This window comes from Tenggerimyces flavus (assembly GCF_016907715.1).
GTDB lineage: Bacteria > Actinomycetota > Actinomycetes > Propionibacteriales > Actinopolymorphaceae > Tenggerimyces > Tenggerimyces flavus.
In genome coordinates this window covers 1,326,554-1,350,995 of the sequence record NZ_JAFBCM010000001.1, presented here as the reverse complement: position 1 = coordinate 1,350,995, position 24,442 = coordinate 1,326,554, and the positions used below count along the sequence as shown (strand labels likewise).

Below are 24,442 nucleotides of genomic sequence, written 5' to 3'. Positions count from 1 at the left end.
AGAGCCGGGCTCGCGTCAGCGGCGGTTGGCGTTGACGGTGAGGTCGGCGGTGAGGGGGAGGTGGTCGGAGGCGTCCGTCGAGGGGACTGCCGCGCGGCGGAAGCGGACGTCGGCGGTGCCGAGGATGTAGTCGATGCGGCTGGTGGGGTTCACGACCGGGATCGTGTAGCCGGGGCCCTCGCCGACCTTGTCCCAGCTGTCGACCAGCACGTTCTTGATCGTGGTGATCTCCGGCGTTCCCGAGACCGCGTTCAGGTCGCCGACCAGGATCGTCGGCTCGGGCACCTCGCCGAGCAGCTCGACGATCTTGGTCGCCTGCTCCTGCCGCTCGAGGTTGTTGTTGTGCTGCAGGTGCGTGGTCGCGAACCGGATCGACTGGCCGCGCACGTTGATCACGGTCTCGAGCAGGCCGCGCTGCTCACCGGCGGGGAACTTCGGCAGCAGGGTGTTCCTGGACCAGGTGATCGGGTAGCGCGACAGCACCGCGGTGCCGTACTGGCGGTTCGGCTCGCCCGGATTGACCGGCGGCAGGTCGAGGTTGGGGGCGTACACGACGTGCATGTTCAGCCGCTCCGCCAGCCAGGCCGGCTGGTCGACGTTGCCCGAGCGCGAGCTCCAGTGCTTGTCGACCTCCTGCAGCCCGATGATGTCGGAGTTGAACGAGTCGAGCACGCGGGCGACGTGCTCGAGGTCCAGCACGTCGTCGGGGCCGGCGCCGTGGTGGATGTTGTACGTCGCGATGCGCAGCGGCCGCGGGTTGCCGTCGGCGGCGTTCGCCGGGGCACCGAGCGGAGCCGTCACCATGACGGCGAGCAGGACGAGGAACACGCCGACCCAGCGCGTCGGCCGAAGAGATCGCAGCACGGCATAGCTCCTTCAGGTCGTGGCGAGGTCCCCGTACGGTCGGGCCTCACCCTAACTGGCCCAGCTGCTTGCACACCCGACCGAAATCGGCGACCAGGTGAACACGCTGTGAAGCTACCGCGCACATGCGTTGGGCCGGGCGACAGGCGCGAGCTGGCCGTTGATCGCTCCCTTCTGCTCGGTGAGGCGGAACAGCCGCTGCTGGTCGGCCGACTCCTCGGTGTCGTAGGTCCAGAACAGCCAGCCGTCGAACCCACGCCGGCAGGTGTCCACCTGCAGGTCCCGCATGCCGTACGCCGCCCGCACGACGTCGTTGCCGAACGCCTCGCGGAACGCTCCGTACTCCCCCACGATCACCGGCCCGGTGACCTGTGCCCACTCCGACGACCGCAGGTTGTCGTCGAGGGAGAACTGGGCCGGGACCGGATAGAGGTGCAGGTCGAGGAACGGCAGATTCGCCCACTGGGCAAGGGACGACAGGCGGAACGGGTAGCGGTAGTCGACGTTCTCCCGACACGGCACCCCGCCGCCGGGCTCGCGCGAGCAGAACTGCTGGAACCCGTTCGGCCCCGCCTTGCCCACGGCCTGGTAGGTGAACATGCCGATGGTGACCATCAGCCTTGGCTCCGCGCTCTTCCGCACGGTGGCGGCGATCCGGCGCGCGAACTCCACCGCGCTCGCGTCGGCGGCCTGCTGCCGGTCCGCGTCCACGGCCAGGTCGTACGTGACCCCGTTCGCGGGTGTCACCGTGCCGGACTTGGCGGAGAACGGGCGGGCGTCGCCGGTGTAGAAGGCCTCGTTCTGCGCCTGCAGGGCGAGGAACGCGCTCATCAGCCGCGGCCCGACGCGTCGCCGCAGGTCGGCGACGAAGTTGGTGAAGAACTCCTGCTTGGCGCGGATCTCACCCTCGACCATCCACAGCGCGTTCTCACCGGAGATGTTGAGCTTGATCGCGTCGTAGTGGCCGCGGACGCCCCAGTAGTGCGCATTCTGCGGGTAGTAGTCGAGGATCGGCAGCACGTAGATCCGGTGCGTGGCCGCCTTGCGGACGAAGTCGGCGACGTTGTCGAGGTACGCCGGCGTGCCCCTCGAGGTGTCGTCCGGGCCTAGCCCAAGCCCGTGCGGCTCGCCGAGCAGGCGGTGCTGCTCGTTGCCGGGGTCGAGGAAGACGCGCACCACGTTGTACCCGTCGCGCCGCATCGCGCGGAGGGCCCGGTCAGCGCGGGCGGCGTCGTACCGGCCGGGCTCGAACGTGGAGTGCCACCACGCCTCGTCGTCACGCAGCTTCGCGAGCCGGACGTAGTTGGTGCCGCGCGGAACGAACCTCTGCTGGGTGGAGGTGTCGATCAGCTCGCGATCCGGCCCGGTGCCCGACGTGCCGATCCACGGCAAGGGCGTTGGATCGGCGGCCGCCGCCGGCTGGGCCAGCGCACCGCCCAGTCCAGCGCACACCAGCGCCGCGCTGGCCAGCATCGCCCGAAATCGCATCGTCTCACCCCGTTGGCAGGAATCGTCCGTACTGCCATGAATCCTAGGGGTGCGAAAGGGGCGGAAGGCCGTTATCCACAGAGGCGATCGAACAACCGTTCGGCCCAGGCGAGATGAGCCGGTCGCCAGCCGATGTCCTCGCCCCAGGCGGCTTCGACGACGCAGATGTGGAAGCGGTAGAACGTCAGCATCCGCTCCGCCGACGCGGGCGAGAGGCCGATGCGGGCGAGGTAGCGCGCGTGCAGCCGCGGGTGCACCAGCCCCGGCCGCTCGTCCTCGGCCGGTCCACCGCCGACGAAGCGCACGAGGTCGTACAGCGGGTCGCCGACCAGCGCCGCACCCCAGTCCACGACGGCCGTGACCGCACCGGTCGAAGGGTCGACGAACGTCTCGCCGTCGCCGAGGTCGGCGTGCAGCAGGACGCCCGGCGCGCGGTCGAGATCGGGAGCGAACGCCGTACACATTCCAAGCGCGTCGAACGGCACTTCACCCAACTGGGCAAGGGCTTTCTCGATCGTCTCTCGCTGCCACCGCGACCACGACGGCAGCGTCCCGCCGCTGGCGTCGGCGTGCAGCGGGCCGAAGCCGGGCAGCGCCACGCGGTGCAGCCGCGCGTAGAGGTCGACGAGGTCGTCCAACGTACGGTCGATCGTCGCCGACTCGAGCCCCAGCTCGTTGAGCCGCACTCCGGAAGCGGCGCGGGTGAGCAGCCAGCGGCCGCCGGGGAGGTCGGCGTCGGTGCCGATCCCAAGCACCTCCGGCGCCGGAACACCCGCCGCCCGAGCGCGGGCAATGACTGCCGCCTCGCGGTGCACATCCTGCTCGGCCCCGGCCTTGACATACGCGTCGAGGCCATTCGCGAACTCCAACCGCACCACGACCGTCGGGCCGAACGTCAAGGGTGCATGCACAGCGACCGGATCGGCTCCGATGAACGCTTCCGCAGCCTGGGCGGCACGATGGTGCGATGGCGTCAGCTCCACAAGCTCCACACGGCCCACGCTAGGGACAAGCGCAAACTGTTAACGTGAAGCGTGATCGTCACCGTCACGCCGAACCCGAGTGTCGACCGCACCCTCGTCGTCGACGAGTTCCGCGAGGGCGGCGTGAACCGCGCGCTCGACAGCCACGTCGAGCCGAGCGGCAAGGGCGTGAACGTCACCCGCGCGCTCATCACCAACGGCATCGCCTCCACGGCTGTCCTCCCCCTCGGCGGCAGCGAGGGCGACCAGCTCGCGAGCCTGCTGAAGGCAGAGCGCGTCCCGTTCGTTCCCGTGCCGATCGCGAGCCCCGTGCGCGTCAACATCTCCCTCGTCCGTACGTCCGGTAGCGCCACGAAGATCAACGAGCGTGGGCCGTTGCTCTCCCGCGAGGAGGTCGCCGACCTCATGCTCACGGTCGTCGGACTGGTCGACGACGCGTCCTGGGTCGTCGCGTCGGGAAGCCTCCCGCAGGGCGTCGAGCCTGGCTTCTACGCCGAGCTCGCCGAACGCGTGCACGAGGCCGGCGCGAAGTACGCGCTCGACACCAGCGGCCTCGCGCTGCGGCTCGGCGCGGCGACCGGGCCGGACCTGCTCAAGCCGAACGTGGACGAGCTCGCCGACGTCGTCGACAAGCCGATCCGTACCTTCGGCGACGCGGTCGCGGCAGCAAGCGAGCTCCGCCAGGACAACACCAGCGTGCTCGTCAGCCTCGGCCCAGACGGCGCCCTGCTCGTGACCGCCGAGAGCGCGCTGCACGCCGAGGCTCCGGTGGGCCGGCCGCGCAACACGATCGGCGCCGGCGACAACCTCCTCGCCGGGTACCTCGCCGCGGCGGAACGGTCCAGCACGGCGGCGCTGCGCGAGGCCGTGGCGTACGGCTCGGCGGCGGTCCGCGCGCCCGGCAGCCTCGCGCAGGCCGTCACCGATGCCGACCGCAGAGCAGTCCGCGTCTCGACGGCCGTCGACCACCAGCGCGCCCTGCAGCATCCGTCGGCGTCGTAGGGTCGCTCGATGGCTGAGCTGCTGCTGGGAGTCGATGCTGGGCAGACCGTGACGAAGGCCGTGCTGTTCGATCTTGCCGGGCGTCAAGTCGGGATTGGCACGGCACAGGTCGCCACCCGGAGTCCGCGGTCGCGGTGGGTCGAGCGCGACATGGACGAGGTGTGGGCGGCGCTCGGTGCGGCCGTTCAGGCTTGCCTGGTGGGGTTTTCCGCTGCCGACGTCCTCGCGGTGGGGATCGCGGGGCACGGGGACGGGCTGTACCCGGTGGATGCTTCGTTGCGTGCGTTCCGGCCGGCGATCACGGCGATGGACACGCGGGCGCACGCGCTGCTGGCGGAGTGGCGGGCCGACGGGACGTGGGATCGCGCGTTGACGTTGACGGGAACGGTGCCGTTCGCGGGCTCCCCGGCGCCGTTGTTGGCGTGGCTGCAGCGGGAAGAGCCTGCGGTACTGGAACGGGCGCGGTGGCTGCTGTTCTGCAAGGACTGGTTGCGGTTGCGGCTCACCGGGTCGGTGGCGACGGACGTGACCGACGCGAGCGCCTCGTTCACCGATGTGCGGGCGCAGGCGTACTCCTTCGAGGCGTTGAAGATGTTCGGCCTTACGGGGTTGGAGGATCGCCTTCCGACATTGGCGGCGAGCTCCGACGTCGCGGGGGTTGTGACGGACGAGGCTGCCGCCGCGACCGGGCTTCGCGCGGGGACGCCGGTGGTGGTCGGGGCCCACGACGTGGACGCGGCGGCGGTCGGGTTGGGCGCCGCGGCGCCGGGGCAGCTGTCGGTGATCGCGGGAACGTTCAGCATCAACCAGGTCGTGAGCTCGTCGGTCAGCGTGGACGCGCGGTGGCAGGCGCGGAGCTTCGTGCGGCCCGGCCAGTGGCTGAACATGGGCACGTCGCCGGCGTCGGCGACGAACGTCGAGTGGTTCCTCTCGCTACTCGGTCTCACGGGGCCGTCGGCGTACGCGACCGCGGCAGCCGAGGTCGCGTCGGCGCTGGGCGGGCGGTCGGAGGTCGTGTACCTGCCGTTCCTGTACGGGTCGCCGCACGGCGACGCGGCGTCGGGAACGTTCCTCGGCGCGCGCGGCTGGCACGGCCGGGCTCAGCTGCTGCGCGGGTTGTTCGAGGGCGTGGTGTTCAACCACCGGTACCACGTGGAGGCGCTGCGGGAGGGCTTCGACGTCGGCCCGGCCGTCCGCCTCGGCGGCGGCGTGGCGCGGTCGGACGTGTGGTCGCAGCTCTTCGCGGACGCGTTGCGCGCGCCGGTCGAGGTGACCGACACCGACGAGGCCGGCGCCCGCGGGGCCGCGCTGCTCGCGGGCGTGGGTGTCGGCGCGCTCGACGACTGGAACCTGGCCCGGGTGTCTCGCCGCTACGACCCGTCACCCGAGCGCGGCGAGGTGTTGGACGAGGCGTACGCCACGTACCGGGCCGCGATCGAAGCGCTCGGCCCGGTGTGGGACCGCCTCGGTTAGTTGCCGCCCAGGCCGGCGGTGGTGACGCCGCGGATGATTTGGCGTTGGAAGAACAGGAAGACGATGATCAGCGGCAGGGCGGCGATGACGGCCGCTGCCATGATCTGGGCGTACCGGAGGCCGTACGAGGTCTGCACGTTCGCCAAGCCCACCGGCAACGTCATCAGGTTCGGGTCGGACGTCACGAGGAACGGCCAGAAGAAGTTGTTCCACGCGCCGATGAACACGAAGATCGCCACCGCCGCGAGGATCGGGCGCGACAGGGGCAGCACGATCTGCCAGAAGATGCGCCACCTGTTCGCGCCATCGACCAGCGCCGCGTCCTCGAGCTCGCGCGGCAGCGCTTCGAAGAACTTCTTCAGGATGTACACCATCACCGGCGCCGCCACCTGGGGCAGGATGATGCCCCAGTACGTGTCGACCATCTTCAGCGCCAGCATCTCCTGGAACAGCGGCACGACGAGCACGTTCCCCGGCACCATGATCCCGGCGATCGTCAACGCGTACAGCAAAGAACGCCCGCGGAACGGCAGCCGCGCGAACGCGTACGCCGCCCAGGCCGACGTCAGGATCGTCAGCAACGTGACCGCGACCGACACGATCGTCGAGTTCACGAACCACTTGATGATCTCGCCCGCCGACAGCACCGAGACGTACGCCTCGCCGGTCACGCGGCTCGGCAGCCACTCCGGCGGATAGATCAGCGTCTCCGACTCCGGCTTGAGCGACGTGTCGAGCGCCCACAGCATCGGCAGCAGCCAGGCGACCGCGATGATCGCCGCGGCGAGCCACAGACAGACCCGGCCGATCGCCGGCGTGAACAGCTGGACCTGCCGCCGATCCGCGACGTTGGTAGCCATCAGCGGGCCTCATCCTTCTTCGAGAACAGCCGCACCTGGATGATCGCGAACACCAGGATCAGCAGGAAGAACACGTAGGAGATCGCCGAGGAGTAGCCGAGCCGGAAGTTCGTGAAGCCGACGTCGTACACGTACTCGAGCACCGGCCGCGTGGAGAAGTTCGGCCCGCCGCCGGTGAGCAGGTAGATCTGGTCGAACACTTTCAGGCTCGCGATCAGCTGCAGCACGATGATCAGCGAGGTCGTACGTCCGAGCAGCGGCAACGTGATGCGGGTGAACTGCTGCCACGCGTTCGCCCCGTCGATCGCCGACGCCTCGTACAGCTCCGGCGGAATCCCTTGCAGGGCTGCGAGATAGAGGAGGTAGTTGAACCCGACCGTCCACCAGGTCGTGAGGATGATGACCGAGATCATCGCCGTCCGTGGCTCGCCGAGCCAGTCGACCGGGTCGAGGCCGATGGCCTCGAACATCCCGTTGAGGAAGCCGGACTCGGTCCGGAACATCCAGGTCCACACGGTCGAGACGACTGTGACGGGGATCAGCGTCGGCATGAAGTACGCGAGCCGGAACAGCCAGCGGGCGGGCATCTTTCGGCTCGTCAGCAGCGCCATCACCAGCGCGAGAACGACGAGAGGCGGCGTACTCCACAACGTGAACTTCGCCGTGTTCCACAGGCTCGACCAGACCGCGGCGTCGGAGAAGAGCTCGGCGTAGTTGGCCCAGCCGATGAACTCTGCCGCGCCGCCGGTCAGGCTCTGGTCGAAGAAGCTGATCCCGAGCCCGAGGAAGACCGGGACGACGAGAAACGCTATGTACAGAACGAGAAACGGCAATACGAACCACAAGCCCGTCGGCACGCGGAACGCGCGCTCGCTCGTCGGGCTGCGGTCGGCGCGGCGGGACCCGGGCCGCGAGGCGGTTTGCGTCGACATGTCGTTCACCTCAGACCGGGCTCGGGGTGTTGAGAAGCTTGTTCATCGCCGCCTCGAACTGGTTGATGCCCTGGTCGGGCGAGATCGTCCGGTTGAACACCGCGTCGAGCGCCTGGCCGATCTGGTTCTGGAAGTCCGAGCCAGCGCCGGTGAACCAGGCCACGGGGTCGAGCTGCGCGACTTCGGCGGCCTGCCGGTAGTTGGCCTGCGGCTTGAGGTTCAGGTAGTCCTGCCCGGTCGCGACGGGCTGGTACGCCGGAACGTGCCCGCCGCCGGCCCAGATCAGGCCGTTCTTCAACAGACTGGCGATGAACCCGTACGACAGGCGGTCCTGCTCCTGGTCGCGGCTGTTCTGGTGCGGGAGAACGATCGAGTGCGAGTCCGCCCAACCGAGTGCCTCACCGCCGAACAAGGCCGGCACCTGGACCATGGTGAAGTCGGGCTTGCCGGTCTCCTCCTGGGCGGTGAGCATCGTCGGGAGTTCCCAGTTCCCGTTGAGGATCATGCCCATCTTGCCCTCGACGAACGTGCCGATCGAGGCGCCCATGTCGGCCGACGCCGACCCGCGCTTCTTGTCGAGGATCCCGAGCCAGAACTCGATGGCCTGGGTGAACTTGTCGCGGTCGAAGATCACGCGCTCGCCGACCGGGAGCTCGATTTCGCCGCCCAGCTGGCGATAGAACGTCCAGAAGTAGCGCCACCAGGTGGCGGGGTCGCTGCCCGTACCGAGTCCGACCTCGCCGGTCGCCTTGTTGAGCTCGTCCAGAACGGCGTAGAAATCCTCGGGGCTGGCCACGTCGACGAGCTGGTCCTGGTCGTCGAGGAAGCCGATCTGCTTGCCGAGTGGGCGGTTGACGTACAGGACGAGCGCGTGGGTGTCGAGCGGCAGCGCGTACGTCTGGCCGTCGAGCGTCGCTCGCTCCCACAGACCTTGCGGAAAGTCCTCGGGCCGAACGTCGAACTCGGCCAGCAGGTCGAGGTCGAACGGGTCGAGCAGCCGGCCGGGCGCGAACCCGGCGAGCCGGCTCAGGTGCAGCACGCTGACATTCGGCGCGCGGCCACCGGCACTCGCCATCGCGAGCTTGGTGTAGTACGGAGCGCCCCAGGCGAGCGTAACCGCCTCGAGGTCGACGTCCGGATTCTCCTTGCGGTACGCGTCCTGCATCTCGACCATGCGGACGCCGTCACCGCCACCGAAGAGGTTCCAGTAGCGGACGCGGTTGCTCCCGGCGAACACCGAACCACCGCAGCCCGCAAGCAGCAGCGCCGCCGAAGTAGCGATCCCACCCGCGAGGAGTCGGCGCCGGCTGAGGGCTCCCCCAGCGGAGACGCTCATCCAGACCTCCAACGTTGAAATTTGGTTGGTACCCTGCTGCCCCTGGCCGGGTGCGTCAAGGCAAGTGGACGGGACCGGTCATCGATTTCTCGGCGCTACGACTAGGTAGCGGCTGGGCAGAGATGGGTAGCGGTCGCCCATGCCCGGGGCGGAGCGCCGCGGCTACAAGTGGAAGCATGCCCAAACGCAACCTCTGGCGAGCCGTGCCCACGGTGGCCGCGCTCGCCTTTTCGATAGCCGCGCTAGGCGCCGCCCCCGCGGCGGCGGCCGGAACGCCCGTTCAGACCCTGATCGCCGACCGCACCCTCTACATCGGCGCGACCAACGCCCACGACCTGATGCTGCTTCGTCAGACCACCACCCCCAGTCGGGTCACGCTCGACATGGGCGCGGACGGCGTCCTGGAGGGGAACTTCCCCACCAGCCTGTTCGACGACATCGACATCAGCCTGGAGGGCGGCACCGACCGGCTCCTGCTGACCGACGTGCAGGTGGACGTGCACGCCCGCGGCGGTGCCGGGAACGACGACCTGAACGGCGGCCGTGGAGCCGACGTCCTGGAAGGCGGAACGGGACGCGACAAGCTCGCGGCCGCGGGCGACGGCAAGCGCGACACGCTGCTGGGCGGACCCGGCGAGGACAACCTGTACGTCGTTCCGCTGCGCGGGGAGACGGTCTCCGTCGACGGCGGCACCGAGGTCGACAAGCTGATCGTCGACGGCCACGACCCCGCGGAGGACATCAAGGTCCTCGCCGGCACGAGCCCGGACCGCGCGACCCTCACGCACAACGGCCGTATCGCCGCGACGGACATCGCCGGGGTGGAACGCGTTCGCCTGCACGGTGGAGGCGGCGACGACACGCTGGCCGCCCCGAAGGACGCGACCTCGATCGTCTTCGACTTCGATGGCGGCCCAGGCAACGACCTGATCTCCGGCAGCCCCAACAACGACCTCCTCACCGGCGGACCTGGCCAGGACCGGCTGCGCGGTGGGTCGGGGAACGACGAGTTCTCCGCGTTCACCGGCGACCTCGAGGTGAGTGGCGGCCTCGGCGACGACACGTTCCAGGCGACCTATCTCACCGGTGTCGGGGAGACGGGAACGAGCATCCTCGTCGACGGCGGCCCGGGCACGGACCGGTACTCCTTCGCCGGAGGGTCGCAGCGCGACGGAGTCTCGCTCAAGAACGGCACGTCGCCGGGAACGGTCGCCGTCACCGACCATGACGCGCCGTTCAGCCACCACCTCGCGGGAGTCGAGTCCGGCACGTTCGAGCTGGGCGGCGGCAACGACGACCTGGTGGCCACGCCCGACCTGGCACTGCCGCTCACGGTCGACGGCGGGTCTGGCTCGGACAACCTCGCGACGGGAGCGGGCAACGACACCATCTCCGGCAACCGCGGCACCGACCAGATCTGGGCCCGCGGCGGCGACGACTCCGTCAGCTGGGCAGTGGGCTTCGAGACCGACAACGCGGACGGAGGCGCCGGCAACGACATGTTGACGGTGACCGGCTCCGACGTGGTCGACACCTACACCGTGGCCACGCCGGGCAACCTGCCGGAGTCGGTGCGTCGCGCCGAGGACGGGGCCAGGATCACGATCCCCGACTTCGAACGCGTCCGCCTGTCGCTGCTGGAGGGCAACGACCAGGTGACGACGAGCGTCGACCAGGAGGGCGGCTCCTCGATCCCGCTCGAGGTGGACGGAGGGCCGGGCGACGACCTGCTGGGCGGCGGGCGCGGCGCCGACGTGCTCGACGGCGGCGACGGCGCAGACGAGCTCTACGGTCAGCGTGGCAACGACAACCTGCGTGGCGGGGCCGGCGACGACTTCGTCTACTGGGACGTCGACGACGACGCGGACGTGGTGGACGGCGGCACTGGCGACGACCAGCTGGCGGCGCAGACCTCGTACCTGCCCGACGATGTCACGCTCGGTCTCGTCCGAGGTGGGCAGATCTCCTTGCGGGATGCGGGATCTGGCACGCAGGCGAGCCTCAGCGGGCTCGAGCTGGTCAGCGTCAAGCTCCTCGACGGCAACGACAAGTTCGTTGCCAGCAACGGGATCCGCGGCGCGTTCGACCTCCGGGTGGACGGCGGCCCCGGGCGGGACGACCTGGTCGGCGGCGACGGCGACGACCTGCTGTCTGGTGGACCTGGCTTCGACGAGCTCGACGGTCGGGGCGGCGCGGACACGTACCAGTGCGCCGGCATCGGCGACTGGTTCGTCGAAGGGCCTGGCGACATCGTCTCCGACGACTGCCGCTAGCCCTCGGGGTTGGTCGCCTTACACGGCCAGTGGCCCCTCTACCTGGTGTCTACCCGGCGTAAAGGGGCCGCTGATCATGTTTACATGATCATTGGCCCCAGGGCGGGCCGGACCGGTCGAACCCACCGCGGACGAAACGACGCTAGCTCTTCCGGAGGATGTCGTCGATCGCCTTCCGGAGCGTGGGTTCGACCTCGGGCCGCCAGCGGCCCGAGCGGAGGATCCACAGGTAGGAGTTGTCGGGCTCGTACCCGCCCTGCGCGAGCTCCTCGGCGGTGACGATGTAGCCGATCATCCCGTTCGTGTACGGGAGGGGGATGGCGCCGAGTGCCTTGACCTGGTGGCCGTACGACACCGTCACCTCGGCGTCGAATCCCAACAGGACAAGGCCGTCCGCGAGCGTGAGCAGCGTGAGACGGATCGGCAGCTGGGAAACCACGCGGGTGGGGTCGGCGAGCAACCGCCGGCTCCAGTCGCCCCAGATGCCCTCGTCGTCCTTGTGTGCTTGAAGATCCGCGATCGTGGGAGCGTCGAGCGGCAGGTCGGTGAGCGTCGTCCGTACGGAGACCTCGCCCTCGCCGACGTCCACCAGGTCGCCGAGGGCCTGCCGCGCACCGAACGCGAGCTGCCGGCCGAGGTCGGCGATCTCCTCGTCACCGCCGCGCCGGAACTCGCCGTCGAACGCGGGGTCCTGGTCGCCGCAGCAGCCCTGCAGGAAGCCGATCACGGCGTCCCCGACCTCGGGCTGGAGCAGCGAGCGCATCGCACCGGGAAAGTCGGGGCCGACCTTGTTCTCGTTGGAGACCACGGGATGGCACGTGTAGTGGACGAGCACGGCCTTCGCTTCGCCGTCCTCCTTGACGAAACGCAGGACGTTGACCTCGGTGTCCCTCGGCCCGTCCGGGTTCGGTCCGCCGACGCCGCCGTCCGGGTGCAGCAGCCGTCTGTTCATGCCGAAGTGGCATTCGCCCTTGCCCCGTTGGATCTTCACCGGCTCGCGATTGGCCAGGGCCGTGCCGACGGTGTCGACCACGACGTCGGCGAGGTACGCGAGGTAGTCGGTGTCGAAGTCGCCGACGAGCGGCGAGAACGTCGCACCCGGCTGCGGTCCGCAGTGCGTGTGCGACGCGTGCAGGACGAGGTTCTGTCTCGGCACGTCGTATCGCTGCTCGATCCGCGCGATCACGGTCTCGTACAGGTCGGGTCCCCACCAGAGCAGGTCGGCGCAGACGAGGACCACCGAGTCGAACGCGAGGACCTGCGCCTCGAGCGGCGCGCGGACCGACATGAACGGGCCGCTCCGGCCGGCGAAACCGGACAACTCGACCGGCTTCAGGGGCGTGATGTCGACCGTGGCCGTTCCCAGGCGCGTTGCCATGAACCCTCCCCGTAACTGGTCCGGACGAGTATTCCGGATCAGCCGGCCGTCGCCAACAGCACGACGCCCACGAGACCTGTATAGGTGTGCGCCCAGAACGGCGGGCTGAACGGGCCGGCGGACCGGGTCAGCGCGAAGCCGACGAGGAAGATCACGCCCCAGCCGACGCCGAGCCAGCCCACCCAGGTCGGCGCGAGGTCGCCGGCGAGCACGGCGGCACCGAGCAGGGCGTACGCACCGTACGACGCCGCCATCTGGATGACGAAGAGCGACTCCGCCCAGGCGTCGAACGGCGGGAACGTCTCCGGGATCTGGCCGGTCGTCGCGGTCCGCTCCGCCGCCCACGGCACGATCGTGAGCCGGAACGCGAGCGACACGACCCACGCGGCCGAGCCGATCGCGTAGACCGTGGCAGCCATCGCCGCGAAGGCGCCAGCCCCGGGAAGCGTCGCGATGCCCGCGACTCCAGCGGGCGTGACGAACGCGGCAACGAGCATCCAGATGTGGATCCAGGCCCGACGCCACTTGTCGGTGTGCATGAGCGGCAGCGACGTCTCGTCCGGATGTTCGTACGAGAGCCGCCAGCGCACGGCACCGATCATGAAGATCACCAGACCGGCGATCAGCGTCACGCCGACCACATCGCGGGAGTCCATGTTCACATGGTGATGGTTTCAGCCGTTCTGAGTCAGCAACTCCGACAGGTAGCAGCCGGCTTCCTTCATCGCGGCGTCCACATCGCCCGCCTCGATCGCGGCGACGATCGGCGTGTGGTCGACGTGCCGGCCGGAGTCCGCTGCCACGGTGGCCACGCCCGTACGTACGGCGTCGCCGAGCTCGGCGTAGATGTCGATCAGCACCGCGTTGTGCGACGCCTCGACCGCGACCCGGTGGAAGTCGGCGTCGGCCTGGGCGAAGGCCGCCACGTCGCCCGACTCCCAAGTCGCCTCGCAGCGCGACAGCGCGGCCCGCAGAGCGGCGATGTCGGCCTCCGTACGCCTGGCCGCGGCGAGCCGTGCGGCCTCGGTCTCGAGCGCACGCCGCACCTCGAACACGTCGCGGGTCGTCGCGTCCGCGACCCGGCGCCGGACGACGCCGGACAGCTCGGTCTGCGCCTGGACGTAGGTTCCCGAGCCCTGCCGGCTCTCCAGCACACCGGCGTGCACGAGCGCGCGGATCGCCTCGCGCACGGTGTTGCGGCCGACGCCCAGCGAACTGGCCAGCTCCGGCTCGGTCGGGATCCGTGCGCCGACCGGCCAGGCACCCTCCTCGACCTGCGCGCGCAGCTGATCGATGACCTGGTCGACCAGGCTCGTCCGAGTAGTGGTCTCTAGTGGCACGAATTCATCCTATGACCATACGATTGGCCGACGTGTCAGCCCTTCCACGCGTCGTGTCTCCCGTGAGCTCCGCCCGCGCCACCTGGCCGGGTTGGCTGCTGATGGCAGCTCTGATCGCTTTCGCGTTCAACCTACGCCCCGCCGTCGCGAGCATCGCGCCCATCCTCACCGAGCTCCGCACCGACCTGAACCTGTCCGCCGCGCTCGCCGGGCTGCTCACCACGCTGCCCGTGCTCTGCTTCGCCGGCGTCGGCGCGGTCGCCGCCGGCCTGTCGCGACGCTTCGGGCTGCACGCCGTGCTCGTCGTCGCGGCGTTCGCGGTCTTCGCCGGCCAGGCGATCCGGGTGGTGTTCGACGCGACGCCGGTGTTCTTCGTCGCCACCGTTCTGGCGCTCGCGGGCATCGCCGCGGGGAACGTGCTGCTGCCGGCGTTCGTCAAGGCGCATTACCCGAACCGGGTCGGCGTCGGCACCGCCGCGTACACGACGTCGATGTCCGTCGGCACCGTTCTCCCGGCCGCACTGACCGTCCCGATCGCCGAGGCGGTCAGCGACTGGCACGTCGGCGTCGGCGTCTGGGCTCTGGCGGCACTCGCCGCGGGGCTGCTCACCTTGCCGCTCCTCAAGGGAGCCCAACGCCCAACCACGCAAGGCGAAACGCGGCGTACGAGCGTCGTGAGGTCACCGCTCGCCTGGTCGCTCGCGCTGTTCATGGGCCTGCAGGCGTTGCAGGCGTACGCGATGTTCGGCTGGCTCCCGCAGATCTTCCGCGACGCCGGACTCGACGCCGCGCACGCCGGCCTGCTGTTCTCGGTGATCCCTCTCGTCGGCATCCCGTTGTCGCTCGTACTGCCCGGCATCGCGGTGAAGCTCGGCAACCAGACGCCGATGGTGATCGGTTTCGTCTCGATGTACGTCCTCGGCTATCTCGGTCTCTGGCTCGCGCCCGACCGGATCTCGCTGCTGTGGGTCACGCTGATCGGCATCGGCATGGGCGCGTTCCCACTGGCGCTCACGATGATCGGCCTGCGGTCGCGGTCGAGCGACATCACGGCCAGCCTGTCCAGCTTCGTGCAGAGCATCGGCTATCTCGTCGCAGCCGCCGGTCCGCTCGCGATCGGCGCGCTGTACGGCGCGACCGGCGGCTGGACGGTGCCGATCTGGGTGCTGCTCGTACTGCTGGTACCTCAGCTGATCCTCGGTCTGCTGGCGTCGCGGGAACGCTACGTGGACGACCAGCTCACTTCAGGCTGAGCTTGCCGATCCTGCCTTTCTCGCCGGACGCCCAGCAGGTGGCGTACTTCGTGCACTGGACGGCGTCGAACGAGCCGGTGTCGAACTCGCGCCAGCTGCGGCCGCGGTCGGTCGAGATGTCGCTGCCCGTCGGGCCGACCGCGAGCGCGACCGGCGACCAGGAGACCCAGGTGGAGCCGGAACGGTAGCCGCCGGGGTTGTCCTTCGCGAGCTTCCAGGTCTTGCCGCCGTCCTTGGTGACCGCGGCGATCCGGTCGGTGGCGGTCGCGGCGTTGTAGTCGCCGCCGACCGCGATGCCCTCGCGCGAGTTCTTGAACGCCAGCGAGTAGATCCCCGCCGACGGACCGGCCACGAACGGCGTCGCGGTGACCTTCCACGAACGGCCGCCGTCGGAGCTGCGGAACACCCGGGTCTGCGCGCCGCCGCCGGTCGCGAACCAGGCGTGCCCGCCACGGCCGGCAACGAGGCAGGTGCCGCTCGCGGCGAACGCGAACTCGCCCTCGAGCGCCGCGGGCATGCGCTTGGGGTCGTTCACCTTCCAGCTGCGGCCGCCGTCCTTCGTGCTGGCGATGCGGAACTTGCCGTCGACCGGGTCGCTCAGCGCCAGCCCGTGCTTGGAGTCGGAGAACGCGAGGCAGTCGTAGAAGGCGGCCTGGACGTCGTTCCGGAACGACTCCTTCCAGGTCTTGCCGCCGTCGCTCGTCCGGTAGATGCGCGAGTCCGGGCCGTTGCCGATGGACAGGATCACCGCGCGCTTGGCGTCGAACGCCTCGATGTCGCGGAACTCGAGCTCTTCGGTGCCGTGGCCCTTGGGCGACACGTTCTGCCAGGTCTTGCCGCCGTCGACCGTACGCAGCACTGTCCCGGCGGAGCCGCTCGCCCAGGCGACGCGGTGGTCGACCGGATCCAGGCCGCGGAGCTGGGCGGTGGTGCCGGAGCTCTGGAGCTGCCAGCTGAGCTTGTGCTTGTGCTCGCCAGCCGAGGCGGGTTGCACGGTGAGCAGAACGAGGCTCGCGGCGATGGCTACGAGCGCGAAGGGCCGCATGGTCATGGCGCCGAAACGTACCGTCCCTAGGGACGCTTGAGAAGCTGTCCGACGATCTCCAGGATGGCCTCGGGCGCCTGTTCCGCCATGAAGTGGCCAAAGGGGACGGAGCGATGGTCGAGGTCGTCGCACCAGGCGCTCCAGAGCGCGGCGGCGTCGAAGCCGAGCTGAGCGCCCCAGTCCTGCTGGACCGCGGTGACCGGCATCGTCAGCTTCCGGCCCTTCTCGCGGTCCTCGCGGTCGTGCTCGACGTCGATGCCGGCGGATGCTCGGTAGTCGGCGACGATCGAGTCGGCGGCCGTGGCCGAGGCCTGGAGGTAGTGCGCCCGTACGTCGGCGGGGATCGTGTCGGCGTCGGCGCCCCAGCCGTCGAGGAAGCTCGCGAAGAAGGCGTTCGCCGTCGCCTTGATCATCCGTTCCGGGAGGTCGGCGGGCTGGGCCATCAGGTACAGGTGCCAGGCGACGGCCGCGTTCACGCCGTGTAGGACGTCCCACATGTCGAGGGTCGGGAGGACGTCGAGCGTTCCGATGTGGGTGACCTTGTCGGGGTGGTCGAGGCCGAGGCGAATCGCCACGAGAGCACCGCGGTCGTGGCCGACGACGGCGAACCTGTCGAAGCCCATCGCCTCGACGGCGTTGACGATGTCGGCGGCCATGGTGCGCTTGGAGTACGTTTCTTCGTTGCTGGCTTGGGGTTTGTCGCTCTCTCCGTACCCACGCAGGTCGGGGCACAGCACCGTACGGGTCTCGGCGAGGGCCGGGGCGACCTTGCGCCACATCACGTGCGTCTGCGGGAAGCCGTGCAGGAGGACGATCGGGTCGCCTTCGCCGGCTGTCGCGACGTTCAGGTCGATGCCGGCTCCGGGCAGCGTGCGGTAGTCGAATCCTTCTATACGCAAGGGTTTTCTCCTTCTAGAGCACCGCGCTGGCGAAGCGCGCGGGTCCGGGCGGTCGCTCGTCGGACTCGTGGCGTAGCGCCGGCAGCAGGATCGTGTCGATGAGGTGGGTCAGGTACGTGTCGTCCATCGGAGCGCCGACCAGGGCGCGGACGATGAGGACGGAGCCGGCGACCTCGTCGAACGCGTACGTCGTGGCTGTTGCCGGGAGCTCGCCTCGTTCGACGGCACGCCGCAGCACCGCGTCGGGCAGGCGGGCTCCGGTCTGCCCGGCGCCCTGCTCGATCAGGTCGCCCAGCTGCGGGTCCCGCGCGGAGCCCTGGAGGAGCGCGAGGATCAGGCTGCCGTGCGTGCTCGCGAGCGTGGCGACGAGGCGCTGGCAGAGGACCAGAAGATCGCCGCGGAGCGTGCCGGTGTCCACGGGCGCCAGCTCGCCGCCCTGGTGCGCGGAGACCGCGGCCACGACGAGGTCGCGCTTGCCGTTCCAGCGCCGGTAGATCGTGGCCTTGGACGCGCCGGCCCGGCGGGCCACCGCCTCGATCGTCACCTGCTCGTACCCGACCTCGGCGACCTCGGCGAGAACGGCGTCGAGGATCGCGCTCTCCCGCGCCCCGTCGCGTGGTCGGCCGCGCGGAGACGGATTAGGAAACGACACGTTTCGTTTCTATCACGGAAACTGCGTTGCCTGCCAGCAGCGAGGCGAGGAGGGTGTGCGACGTGGACATCGAGTGGGCCGAGGACCTCGGCACAGGCCCTTCGAGATGGGCGTACGCCTGCGACTTTGAGCCTCGCCCTCATCGGGCACCGCAGCGTCACACCTGAATGCCCGCCCAACCTAGTCTGCGAGTTCTACTCCGTTTGCCTCTGCGACCCAGACATTGGCGAGGGATACGACACCCAGCCACGTACGCCAATCCGCAATTGCCGAATTGACGTCAGATTCCGAGAACCCTAGATTTCCTAGGATCACAGCATGGTAGACGACATCAATCACGTTAGTCGCCCAGTACATGTGACTGGAGGTTAGCGACCTGTCACCGCCGTGCGTCATGACGTTCCTTTGATCGACTACGCGCCGCGAGAACTTCCTAAAGTTGTCTACGGTCGCGCCTACCATGTCCCCTGATAGCTCGATCATCGCATCCAGTCGATTCTTCTGAGTCAAATCGTTCGCATACTGGAGGCGCATCATCGCCAACCGTCTAGCCTCTCCCGATAGGGAGCCCTTAACCTTAAACAAGAGGTCATTGAAGGCATCGTCGCTCAGGATCTGGCCACCATATCGGACACGGTGAAATAGTTCCATTCCGCGAACAGCGCGGGAGAATGCCTCCTCCACATAGATCTGAGGAATCAGCTTGGCCCCGAAGTACTCGAGCATGGCGCTGCTCGCCGAGGAGTGCAGACGGAACCAGCTGGGCACAATCTCCTGAAAACGCCTAACGAACACTTCGAAGGGAACCAGTGGTAGACCAAACGGGGAAGACTCGGGCACTTCGCCAAGTGGTGCGCGCCATCTGCTATTCAGAACCCTGGCAAGAGCTGGGCGATCCGAATCGCATTCAACATCAATCTCGGTAATCTGATCGCCGCGGCCCATGAGCGTCGTCATGAGGAACAGCGCAGGCGTGATGAAGCTCTTCCAGACCGCTTCAAAGGTCGTGTGGTTGTCTGGCGTGTACATCAACGCTGGTTCGAGCGCGACCTCCGCGGCAACCGCGCTGTCGCTTGATGACTGGAACCAGGACAGCATCACGTTGCCGCCGTCGACCGGCGCCGAAAGGCTAGGTGGCTGGGAGATCGTTATCGAGATCGAGCCTGTGTCATCGTAGTAGTCGCGGCGTGGTCTCGTGGCTCTCGCCGCCCACCATGGAAGTCCAGCAGTAGACAGCCTTACCGATCGGATCGGTTCGCGGTCTCCCTTGTCGAGATGTGCGCCGAGAAAGATCGTGTGGCAGTTCCATTCCTCCCTGGCCACGTCATCCTTTCCGCCAAAGCCGGATGACCTCTGCGAGAGCATCGCTGCCGACGCCGTCACCGGACCGAACTCATCCGAGCTACCGTGAATTACCTCGTCGCCGCCAAAGACAGGTCCTTCCCGCAGGCCGCCGGCTAGGCGAAGGCGCCCCTCGCCTTCCGCTGAGAACTCCAGGACACCACCCACGCGCCAGTCAGGTGCGGACGGTAGCCACCAACGTCCGTATATCGACGGGACTGGTTCGCGCTTCCACCGTGACCCCACAGTCGCCTTTGGCATCGTGCGATTGTCTCAGTTCGGGAACAGGCAGGTGTCTCTATCCCGAAGCCTTGGGAAGATCCATGACGGCGACTCCGAAGCGGACTAGAGCGTAAATGCGTTGCCTGCCAGCAGCGAGGCGAGGAGGGTGTGCGACGTGGACATCGAGTGGGCCGAGGATCTCGGCACGTTCAACTCGCGGACGGCTCGGGTGTGGGCAGCAGGAGAACCACGTTCTTCCTTCCTGAAGCAGCCCACCTCCGAGCTCTGGAGCATCGAGGCCGCTCGCGGCGAAGCGGGGTTCTACCGGCTCGTCGCCAGCCTGCCCGACCACCCGCCGGTGGTGCCGCGCGCGATCGAGATCGGCGACGGAGCCGAACCCTTTCTGGTGCTCGAGGACCTGTCGGCGACCCACCGCGCACCGCTGAGCCGCGACGACACCCTCGCGGGCGAAGGCGTGCCGAGCGAGGCGGACCAGCTCGCGGTGGTCGACACCCTCGCCAGGCTGAAGGCGTTCTGGTGGGACCACCCGCTGCAGGGTTCGCTCCTGCCCGCGTACTGGTCGGCGGAGTCGGAGGGTTTCCTTCCGTACGCCAAGCGGCGCCGGGCCTCGTGGATGAAGGTGCGGAACGACCTTCCCAGCAAGGCGAACGAGACGTACGAGCACCTCCTCGACGGCCTGCCGACGTACTGGGAGCGCTGGCTCGGACCGCGCGTGGCGGACGGACGAGGGCTCACGCTGCTGCACGGCGACGCGTACTTCTCGAACTTCCTCGTCCCCCGCACCACCGGCCACGCCTACCTGATCGACTGGCAAAGCTGCTGCGTCGACGTCGGCGCGGGCGACCTGGTCAACCTGATGGCGACGTTCTGGACGCGGGAGCAGCGTCGCGGACGGGAGCGGGAGCTGCTCCGGGAGTTCCATCGCCGGCTCGTCGGCTACGGCGTTGCCGGGTACGCGTTCGACGATCTGCTGCTCGACTACCGGTTCGGGCTCGTCTACTGGGCGCTGATGCCGGTCCAGGACGCGCACGACGGGGCGGCGCGGAGTTACTGGCTGCCCAAGCTGACCTGCCTGCTGGACGCGTTCGACGAGTGGGACTGCGCGGACCTGCTGATCTAGAGGGCAGCGAGGCGGGCGGGCTCGTCCTGGTTGCGCCAGATCTGGCGGCGGCCGCGTTGGCTCGGCGAGCGCATCCGCATGCCGACGACGAGCGCGGTGAGAACGGTGAGCAGGAAGCCAGCCACGCAGCCGCCCAGCGCGCCGAGGAGGACCGGCCCGACCACCACGCTGCCGTCGGTGCCGATCACGGCCGCGACCATCGAGGTGCCGATCGCGGCGGGCGCGCTGACCCACCAGCCGGCCGGAGTCCAGACGCGGACCATCGCGCCGACACCCAGGAGCGCGAACGGGAGCGCGATCAGCAAGACGCCGCCCCACACGCCGTCCAGCGTCCGGCTCAGCATCGACGGGGTCTCGCTGGCGGTGATCACACCGGTCGCCGCGGCGGCGACGACCACGGCCGCGACGAACAGTCCGATGAAGACGAACTCGCCGCCCGTGGTCTCGCGCTCGGTCAGCCTGGTCCGGATGCCGATGGCGAGGACCAGCGCGACCGTGATGGCGGCGACGATCGTGGCCGAGCGCGTCGTACGTCCGACGTCGGCGGTCCCGAGGATGCCGGCGACGGCGCCCGCGCCGGCGAGCGAGCAGAGGATCGCGATGCCGTACTCGAATACCAGGCTGGTGAGCTTGCGTACGGGCCGCGTCAGCAGCATCGCGGCGATGCCACCGACCGTGGCCGCGTAGACGATCAGCACCGACGGCAGCCAGGACGGCCCGAAGTCGCGGCCGGCGACCGCGAGGCCAGCGACCACACCGAGCACGCCGGCGATCCGCCAGTCGCCGCCGATGCCGCGGCGTACGGCGACCGCGGTGAGGATCGCGACCACGACGGCCGCGACCGCCAGACTGGCCAGTCCGAACAGGCCTTCACGTGCGGTGAGGCCGGCGACGCCACCCGCCGCGAGCAGCACGCCGAGGCCGATCCCGATGCCGATCACGACTCCACCGGCCCGGTGGGGCGCGGGCTCGTCATCGGACTCGTCGTTCTCGTCCTCCGCCTCGAACGTCGGCGCCGGCACCTCGTCCTCGTCGGCGTCCTCGAGGTCGTCGGCTTCGGTGTCCTCGTCGGAGACATCGTCAGCGTCGTCGAACTCGGCGGCCTCGTCGTCCTCAGCCGCGGGCGCGTCCGGCTCGTCCTCGTCGTCGGTCTCGACCGGACCGGCGTGCGACCACGGTGACCTGGGCCGCTCCGGCTCGGGCGGCGTGGCGGAGATCGGCCGGGCGTACGGGTTCGGCAGCGGTTCGCGGGGTTCCCTGGTCTCCCAGGGCGGTCGCGGCTCGCTCGCCGAGGACGACGCCTCCCAGCGGTTGTTGGACAGGTCGGCGCCCCGTTCCCAGGGTTGCCCCGGTAACGAGGAAGGCGGCGGCACGCGTCCTGCTCGGTGCCGGCCTTCCTCGTGCTCGGGTGACATCACGACCTGCCGGACTCGCGGCGGCGTTGCAACATGGCGCGCGCGACCAGCACGCAGAAGCGCGTGTTGGTGACCGCATAGCGAACGAACAGCCGGCGCGGCTCCTGCAGCAGCCGGAACAGCCACTCCAGCCCGAGCCGCTGCATCGTCGCCGGCGCGCGGCGCAGGTCGCCCGCGAGAACGTCGAAGCTCCCGCCCACGCCGATGCACGCCGGCACCTCGGCCTTGTTGGCCCAGCGCGCGATGAACTGCTCCTTCATCGGCGTCGGCATGCCCACGAACAGCACGTCGGCGCCGCTGGAGCGCACGTGCTCGATGACCTCGGCCTCGTCCTCGGGCGAGAAGTAGCCGTTGCGGTAGCCGGCGATCTTGACGCCGTCAGCCGTCAGCTTGGTGGCAAGCCGGCCGACAACCTCGTTCTTGCCGCCGAGCAGGTAGACGCCCCAGCCGTTGTCGCGGGCCTTCTCGAGGACGCGTTCCATCAGGTCGATGCCGGCCACCCGGCCGGGCAGCGGCTCGCCGAGCAGCTTTGCCGCCCAGACGAACGGCTGGCCGTCGGAGCCGATCAGGTCGCTCTTCTCGAGCAGCTCGCGATAGGAGGGGTCGTCGGTCGCGCGGATCACGTTCGCCGCGTTGACGCACAGGTGAACGCCCGGGACCCGGGTGCGGACCCGTTGCTCGACCCAGTCGAGGGTGCCCCGCATGTCCACGGCGTCCACAGGTACGCCGAGGACACGCACCCTGCGCTGCTCGCTCACCAGCGCCATGCCGCTTCACTCCCGTGTCCGGTACGCATGTATTGCGACGAGTATGTCACGGAGCGTCCCCACCCTCGATGCCGAACCTGCGATGAGCCAGGGTCGGGTTGATAAGACGGACGGACTGAACGCGCTCGGCACTGACGTCCGCACTCGTCCAACCCGGTTCCGCCGCCAGCGCACTCACTGCTGTCCCCGTTGGGTCGACGACCATACTGCGGCCGCAGTATGCCCGCCCACACTGGGCCGACGCGAGGACGTAGGACGTGTTCTCGATCGCACGGGCGCGCACGAGCGTCGTCCAGTGGTCCTCCTTGAGCGGCCCCGCCAGCCACGCCGCGGCGATCGCGAGCACGTCGGCTCCGTCGCCGGCGAGCTTGCGGGTGAGCTCGGGAAAGCGCAGGTCGTAGCAGGTCAGCAGGCCGACCCGGTGCTCGCCGACGGCGAGCGTCACCAGCTCACCCGAGCCGGGCGCGAGCCGGGCGGACTCCTGGTAGCCGAACGCGTCGTACAGGTGGATCTTGCGGTACGCGCCGGCCAGCTCGCCGTCGGGACCGAGCGCGACGAGGGTGTTGTAGACGAGGTCGGGGTCGTCCGGAACGGCCTCGAACATGCCGCCGACAACCGTGCTGCCGAGCTCCTTCGCCAGGCGGGAGAGTGTGTCGACGAACGGGCCGTCCAGGCGCTCCGCGACCGGCGCGAGCGGCAGGTCTTGGCGGCCGAAGTCGTGCATCGCGGCCTCGGGGAGCACCACCAGGTCGGGGTGCACGGACGCCGAGTCACGGGCCAGGCGCTGGATCGTCTCGAGGTTTTCGGACTTGTCCAGGCCCGCCGCGAACTGGACCACGACGGCACGCACGCAGACAGTGTGCCCGGCCTAGGGGCAGGCTGATCCCGTGGGTATCTCTTATGACCTCGTCGTGCTCGCCGGCGGCGGTTCGCGACGTATGGGTGGTACGGACAAGGTGCTGCTCGAGGTGGCGGGCGAGTCGATGCTCGACCGCGTTCTCGCGGCGGGTGCTGGCGCCCGCGTCCGCGTGGTCGTCGGCCCGCGCCGTCCCGTTTCGCATGAGGGCGTCCCTGTATCGAATAGATCGACAGAGGGCGTCCCTGATTCGAAACGAGTTGGGGCGGTGAGGTGGGCGCGCGAGGAACCGCCCGGCTCCGGCCCGCTGGCCGGGGTGGCGGCGGGCGTCGCCGCGCTGGGCCTGTCGGGCGCCGAGGTGGTGGTCGTTCTCGCCGGTGACATGCCGCTCCTCGACCCCGAGACCGTGAACGCGTTGGTCGCCGCCGCGCCAGCCGTGCTCGCCGACCAGGCGGGCCAGCCGCAGCCGCTCGCGGCCGCGTACCCACGCGCCGCGCTCCTCGCCGCGCTCACCGAGCTGGGTGACCCGACCGGAAGGCCGGTCCGGCTGCTGCTCGACCTGCTCCGGCCCACGCTCGTTCCGGCGCCGATCCAGGCCCAGGATGCCGACACCCCGGAGGACCTCGCGCGGATCCGGCGCGCGGCCGGTCATCATCGAGGCATGCTGCTGGATGACTGGACCGCACAACTCTGCGCCGATCTCGGCATCGAAGGACTCGACGTCGACGTCCACGGCCTCCTCGACCTCGCCCGCGACGCCGCCCACTCGGTGGACCGGCCGGCCGCCCCGCTGACGACGTTCCTGGTCGGGTACGCGGCGGCACTGCGCGGCGGCGGAGCCGACCAGGTCGCCGAGTGTTCGCGCATCGCGTCGGAGGCGGCCAGCCACTGGTCACCCTCGGCTGCTGACTAGATTCAGCCA

22 protein-coding genes are annotated in these 24,442 nt (G+C 69.4%); 6 read left to right on the top strand and 16 right to left on the bottom strand.

Going from position 1 to position 24,442, the window contains the following annotated elements:
- Nucleotides 1-15: 15 nt before the first annotated feature.
- The 3 genes from JOD67_RS06320 to JOD67_RS06310 all read right to left on the bottom strand — a co-directional run bounded on the left by JOD67_RS06320 (nucleotide 16) and on the right by JOD67_RS06310 (nucleotide 3,344).
- Entirely contained in the window at nucleotides 16-864 is an 849-nt protein-coding gene (locus JOD67_RS06320) for an endonuclease/exonuclease/phosphatase family protein (protein WP_307782295.1), read from the bottom strand.
- 114 nt (nucleotides 865-978) lie between these two features.
- Nucleotides 979-2,352 (bottom strand): hypothetical protein, encoded by a 1,374-nt coding sequence (locus JOD67_RS06315; protein WP_205116176.1) that lies wholly within the window; start codon nucleotides 2,350-2,352, stop codon nucleotides 979-981.
- Nucleotides 2,353-2,423: 71 nt separating this feature from the next.
- On the bottom strand, nucleotides 2,424-3,344 hold the full coding sequence (locus JOD67_RS06310; RefSeq protein WP_205116175.1) for a phosphotransferase family protein: 921 nt from the start codon (nucleotides 3,342-3,344) through the stop codon (nucleotides 2,424-2,426).
- 42 nt (nucleotides 3,345-3,386) lie between these two features.
- Here JOD67_RS06310 and JOD67_RS06305 point away from each other — a divergent pair, with 42 nt between their 5' ends.
- Entirely contained in the window at nucleotides 3,387-4,337 is a 951-nt protein-coding gene (locus tag JOD67_RS06305) for a 1-phosphofructokinase family hexose kinase (RefSeq protein ID WP_205116174.1), read from the top strand.
- A 9-nt stretch (nucleotides 4,338-4,346) separates the two neighbouring features.
- Nucleotides 4,347-5,810: an FGGY-family carbohydrate kinase gene (locus JOD67_RS06300; RefSeq protein WP_205116173.1), complete on the top strand. Its 1,464-nt coding sequence runs from the start codon at nucleotides 4,347-4,349 to the stop codon at nucleotides 5,808-5,810.
- Here the strand turns inward: JOD67_RS06300 and JOD67_RS06295 are convergent.
- Genes JOD67_RS06295 through JOD67_RS06285 form a run of 3 tightly spaced genes read right to left on the bottom strand, consistent with a single transcriptional unit; the run spans nucleotide 5,807 to nucleotide 8,938 of the window.
- Nucleotides 5,807-6,670, bottom strand: a complete 864-nt coding sequence (locus tag JOD67_RS06295) for a carbohydrate ABC transporter permease (RefSeq protein ID WP_205116172.1) — start codon at nucleotides 6,668-6,670, stop codon at nucleotides 5,807-5,809. The genes JOD67_RS06300 and JOD67_RS06295 overlap by 4 nt on opposite strands.
- Nucleotides 6,670-7,602 (bottom strand): carbohydrate ABC transporter permease, encoded by a 933-nt coding sequence (locus JOD67_RS06290; RefSeq protein ID WP_205116170.1) that lies wholly within the window; start codon nucleotides 7,600-7,602, stop codon nucleotides 6,670-6,672. Before JOD67_RS06290 ends, JOD67_RS06295 begins: the two co-directional genes overlap by 1 nt.
- Nucleotides 7,603-7,612: 10 nt before the next feature.
- Nucleotides 7,613-8,938, bottom strand: coding sequence for a substrate-binding domain-containing protein (locus tag JOD67_RS06285; RefSeq protein ID WP_205116169.1), 1,326 nt, complete (start codon nucleotides 8,936-8,938; stop codon nucleotides 7,613-7,615).
- 176 nt (nucleotides 8,939-9,114) lie between these two features.
- Between JOD67_RS06285 and JOD67_RS06280 the strand changes: the two genes are divergently transcribed.
- A complete protein-coding gene (locus JOD67_RS06280) occupies nucleotides 9,115-11,211 on the top strand; it encodes a calcium-binding protein (protein WP_205116167.1) in 2,097 nt (698 codons plus the stop codon).
- 142 nt (nucleotides 11,212-11,353) lie between these two features.
- Here the strand turns inward: JOD67_RS06280 and JOD67_RS06275 are convergent, their stop codons facing one another.
- Genes JOD67_RS06275 through JOD67_RS06265 form a run of 3 tightly spaced genes read right to left on the bottom strand, consistent with a single transcriptional unit; the run spans nucleotide 11,354 to nucleotide 13,929 of the window.
- Complete coding sequence (locus tag JOD67_RS06275; RefSeq protein ID WP_205116164.1) at nucleotides 11,354-12,589, bottom strand: hypothetical protein; 1,236 nt, start codon at nucleotides 12,587-12,589, stop codon at nucleotides 11,354-11,356.
- A gap of 38 nt (nucleotides 12,590-12,627) precedes the next feature.
- On the bottom strand, nucleotides 12,628-13,245 hold the full coding sequence (locus JOD67_RS06270) for a hypothetical protein (protein ID WP_205116162.1): 618 nt from the start codon (nucleotides 13,243-13,245) through the stop codon (nucleotides 12,628-12,630).
- Nucleotides 13,246-13,263: 18 nt separating this feature from the next.
- Complete coding sequence (locus JOD67_RS06265) at nucleotides 13,264-13,929, bottom strand: FadR/GntR family transcriptional regulator (RefSeq protein ID WP_205116160.1); 666 nt, start codon at nucleotides 13,927-13,929, stop codon at nucleotides 13,264-13,266.
- Between the two features lie 32 nt (nucleotides 13,930-13,961).
- Here JOD67_RS06265 and JOD67_RS06260 point away from each other — a divergent pair, with 32 nt between their 5' ends.
- The gene (locus JOD67_RS06260; protein ID WP_307782294.1) at nucleotides 13,962-15,182 is read left to right on the top strand and encodes a CynX/NimT family MFS transporter; all 1,221 of its coding nucleotides are present in this window, start codon (nucleotides 13,962-13,964) and stop codon (nucleotides 15,180-15,182) included.
- Here the strand turns inward: JOD67_RS06260 and JOD67_RS06255 are convergent.
- From JOD67_RS06255 to JOD67_RS06240, 4 genes are all read right to left on the bottom strand, one after another.
- The gene (locus tag JOD67_RS06255; RefSeq protein ID WP_239553742.1) at nucleotides 15,169-16,233 is read right to left on the bottom strand and encodes a WD40/YVTN/BNR-like repeat-containing protein; all 1,065 of its coding nucleotides are present in this window, start codon (nucleotides 16,231-16,233) and stop codon (nucleotides 15,169-15,171) included. The two genes, JOD67_RS06260 and JOD67_RS06255, sit on opposite strands and share 14 nt — an antisense overlap.
- Nucleotides 16,234-16,253: 20 nt before the next feature.
- Nucleotides 16,254-17,126, bottom strand: a complete 873-nt coding sequence (locus JOD67_RS06250; RefSeq protein WP_205116156.1) for an alpha/beta fold hydrolase — start codon at nucleotides 17,124-17,126, stop codon at nucleotides 16,254-16,256.
- 13 nt (nucleotides 17,127-17,139) lie between these two features.
- The gene (locus JOD67_RS41730) at nucleotides 17,140-17,778 is read right to left on the bottom strand and encodes a TetR/AcrR family transcriptional regulator (RefSeq protein WP_205116155.1); all 639 of its coding nucleotides are present in this window, start codon (nucleotides 17,776-17,778) and stop codon (nucleotides 17,140-17,142) included.
- A gap of 180 nt (nucleotides 17,779-17,958) precedes the next feature.
- The gene (locus tag JOD67_RS06240) at nucleotides 17,959-19,380 is read right to left on the bottom strand and encodes an ApeA N-terminal domain 1-containing protein (protein WP_205116154.1); all 1,422 of its coding nucleotides are present in this window, start codon (nucleotides 19,378-19,380) and stop codon (nucleotides 17,959-17,961) included.
- A gap of 136 nt (nucleotides 19,381-19,516) precedes the next feature.
- On the opposite strand from JOD67_RS06240, the gene JOD67_RS06235 reads away from it, so the two are divergent.
- Entirely contained in the window at nucleotides 19,517-20,482 is a 966-nt protein-coding gene (locus tag JOD67_RS06235) for a phosphotransferase family protein (protein WP_205116153.1), read from the top strand.
- Here the strand turns inward: JOD67_RS06235 and JOD67_RS06230 are convergent.
- The 3 genes from JOD67_RS06230 to JOD67_RS06220 are packed head-to-tail and all read right to left on the bottom strand — an operon-like array spanning nucleotide 20,479 to nucleotide 23,514.
- On the bottom strand, nucleotides 20,479-21,855 hold the full coding sequence (locus tag JOD67_RS06230; protein ID WP_205116152.1) for a hypothetical protein: 1,377 nt from the start codon (nucleotides 21,853-21,855) through the stop codon (nucleotides 20,479-20,481). The two genes, JOD67_RS06235 and JOD67_RS06230, sit on opposite strands and share 4 nt — an antisense overlap.
- Before the next feature lie 41 nt (nucleotides 21,856-21,896).
- A complete protein-coding gene (locus tag JOD67_RS06225) occupies nucleotides 21,897-22,664 on the bottom strand; it encodes a WecB/TagA/CpsF family glycosyltransferase (RefSeq protein WP_205116151.1) in 768 nt (255 codons plus the stop codon).
- Between the two features lie 46 nt (nucleotides 22,665-22,710).
- Nucleotides 22,711-23,514, bottom strand: a complete 804-nt coding sequence (locus JOD67_RS06220) for a carbon-nitrogen hydrolase family protein (protein WP_205116150.1) — start codon at nucleotides 23,512-23,514, stop codon at nucleotides 22,711-22,713.
- Between the two features lie 37 nt (nucleotides 23,515-23,551).
- On the opposite strand from JOD67_RS06220, the gene JOD67_RS41725 reads away from it, so the two are divergent.
- Nucleotides 23,552-24,433, top strand: a complete 882-nt coding sequence (locus tag JOD67_RS41725; RefSeq protein WP_205116149.1) for an NTP transferase domain-containing protein — start codon at nucleotides 23,552-23,554, stop codon at nucleotides 24,431-24,433.
- The last annotated feature ends 9 nt before the right edge of the window (nucleotides 24,434-24,442 follow it).

Excerpts from the sequence above, each read along its gene's own strand:
- JOD67_RS06315 (WP_205116176.1), bottom strand. The coding sequence starts at position 2,352 with ATGCGATTTCGGGCGATGCTGGCCAGCGCGGCGCTGGTGTGCGCTGGA.
- JOD67_RS06300 (WP_205116173.1), top strand. The coding sequence starts at position 4,347 with ATGGCTGAGCTGCTGCTGGGAGTCGATGCTGGGCAGACCGTGACGAAG.
- JOD67_RS06295 (WP_205116172.1), bottom strand. The coding sequence starts at position 6,670 with ATGGCTACCAACGTCGCGGATCGGCGGCAGGTCCAGCTGTTCACGCCG.
- JOD67_RS06290 (WP_205116170.1), bottom strand. The coding sequence starts at position 7,602 with ATGTCGACGCAAACCGCCTCGCGGCCCGGGTCCCGCCGCGCCGACCGC.
- JOD67_RS06285 (WP_205116169.1), bottom strand. The coding sequence starts at position 8,938 with ATGAGCGTCTCCGCTGGGGGAGCCCTCAGCCGGCGCCGACTCCTCGCG.
- JOD67_RS06280 (WP_205116167.1), top strand. The coding sequence starts at position 9,115 with ATGCCCAAACGCAACCTCTGGCGAGCCGTGCCCACGGTGGCCGCGCTC.
- JOD67_RS06275 (WP_205116164.1), bottom strand. The coding sequence starts at position 12,589 with ATGGCAACGCGCCTGGGAACGGCCACGGTCGACATCACGCCCCTGAAG.
- JOD67_RS06270 (WP_205116162.1), bottom strand. The coding sequence starts at position 13,245 with ATGGACTCCCGCGATGTGGTCGGCGTGACGCTGATCGCCGGTCTGGTG.
- JOD67_RS06255 (WP_239553742.1), bottom strand. The coding sequence starts at position 16,233 with ATGACCATGCGGCCCTTCGCGCTCGTAGCCATCGCCGCGAGCCTCGTT.
- JOD67_RS06240 (WP_205116154.1), bottom strand. The coding sequence starts at position 19,380 with ATGCCAAAGGCGACTGTGGGGTCACGGTGGAAGCGCGAACCAGTCCCG.
- JOD67_RS06225 (WP_205116151.1), bottom strand. The coding sequence starts at position 22,664 with ATGGCGCTGGTGAGCGAGCAGCGCAGGGTGCGTGTCCTCGGCGTACCT.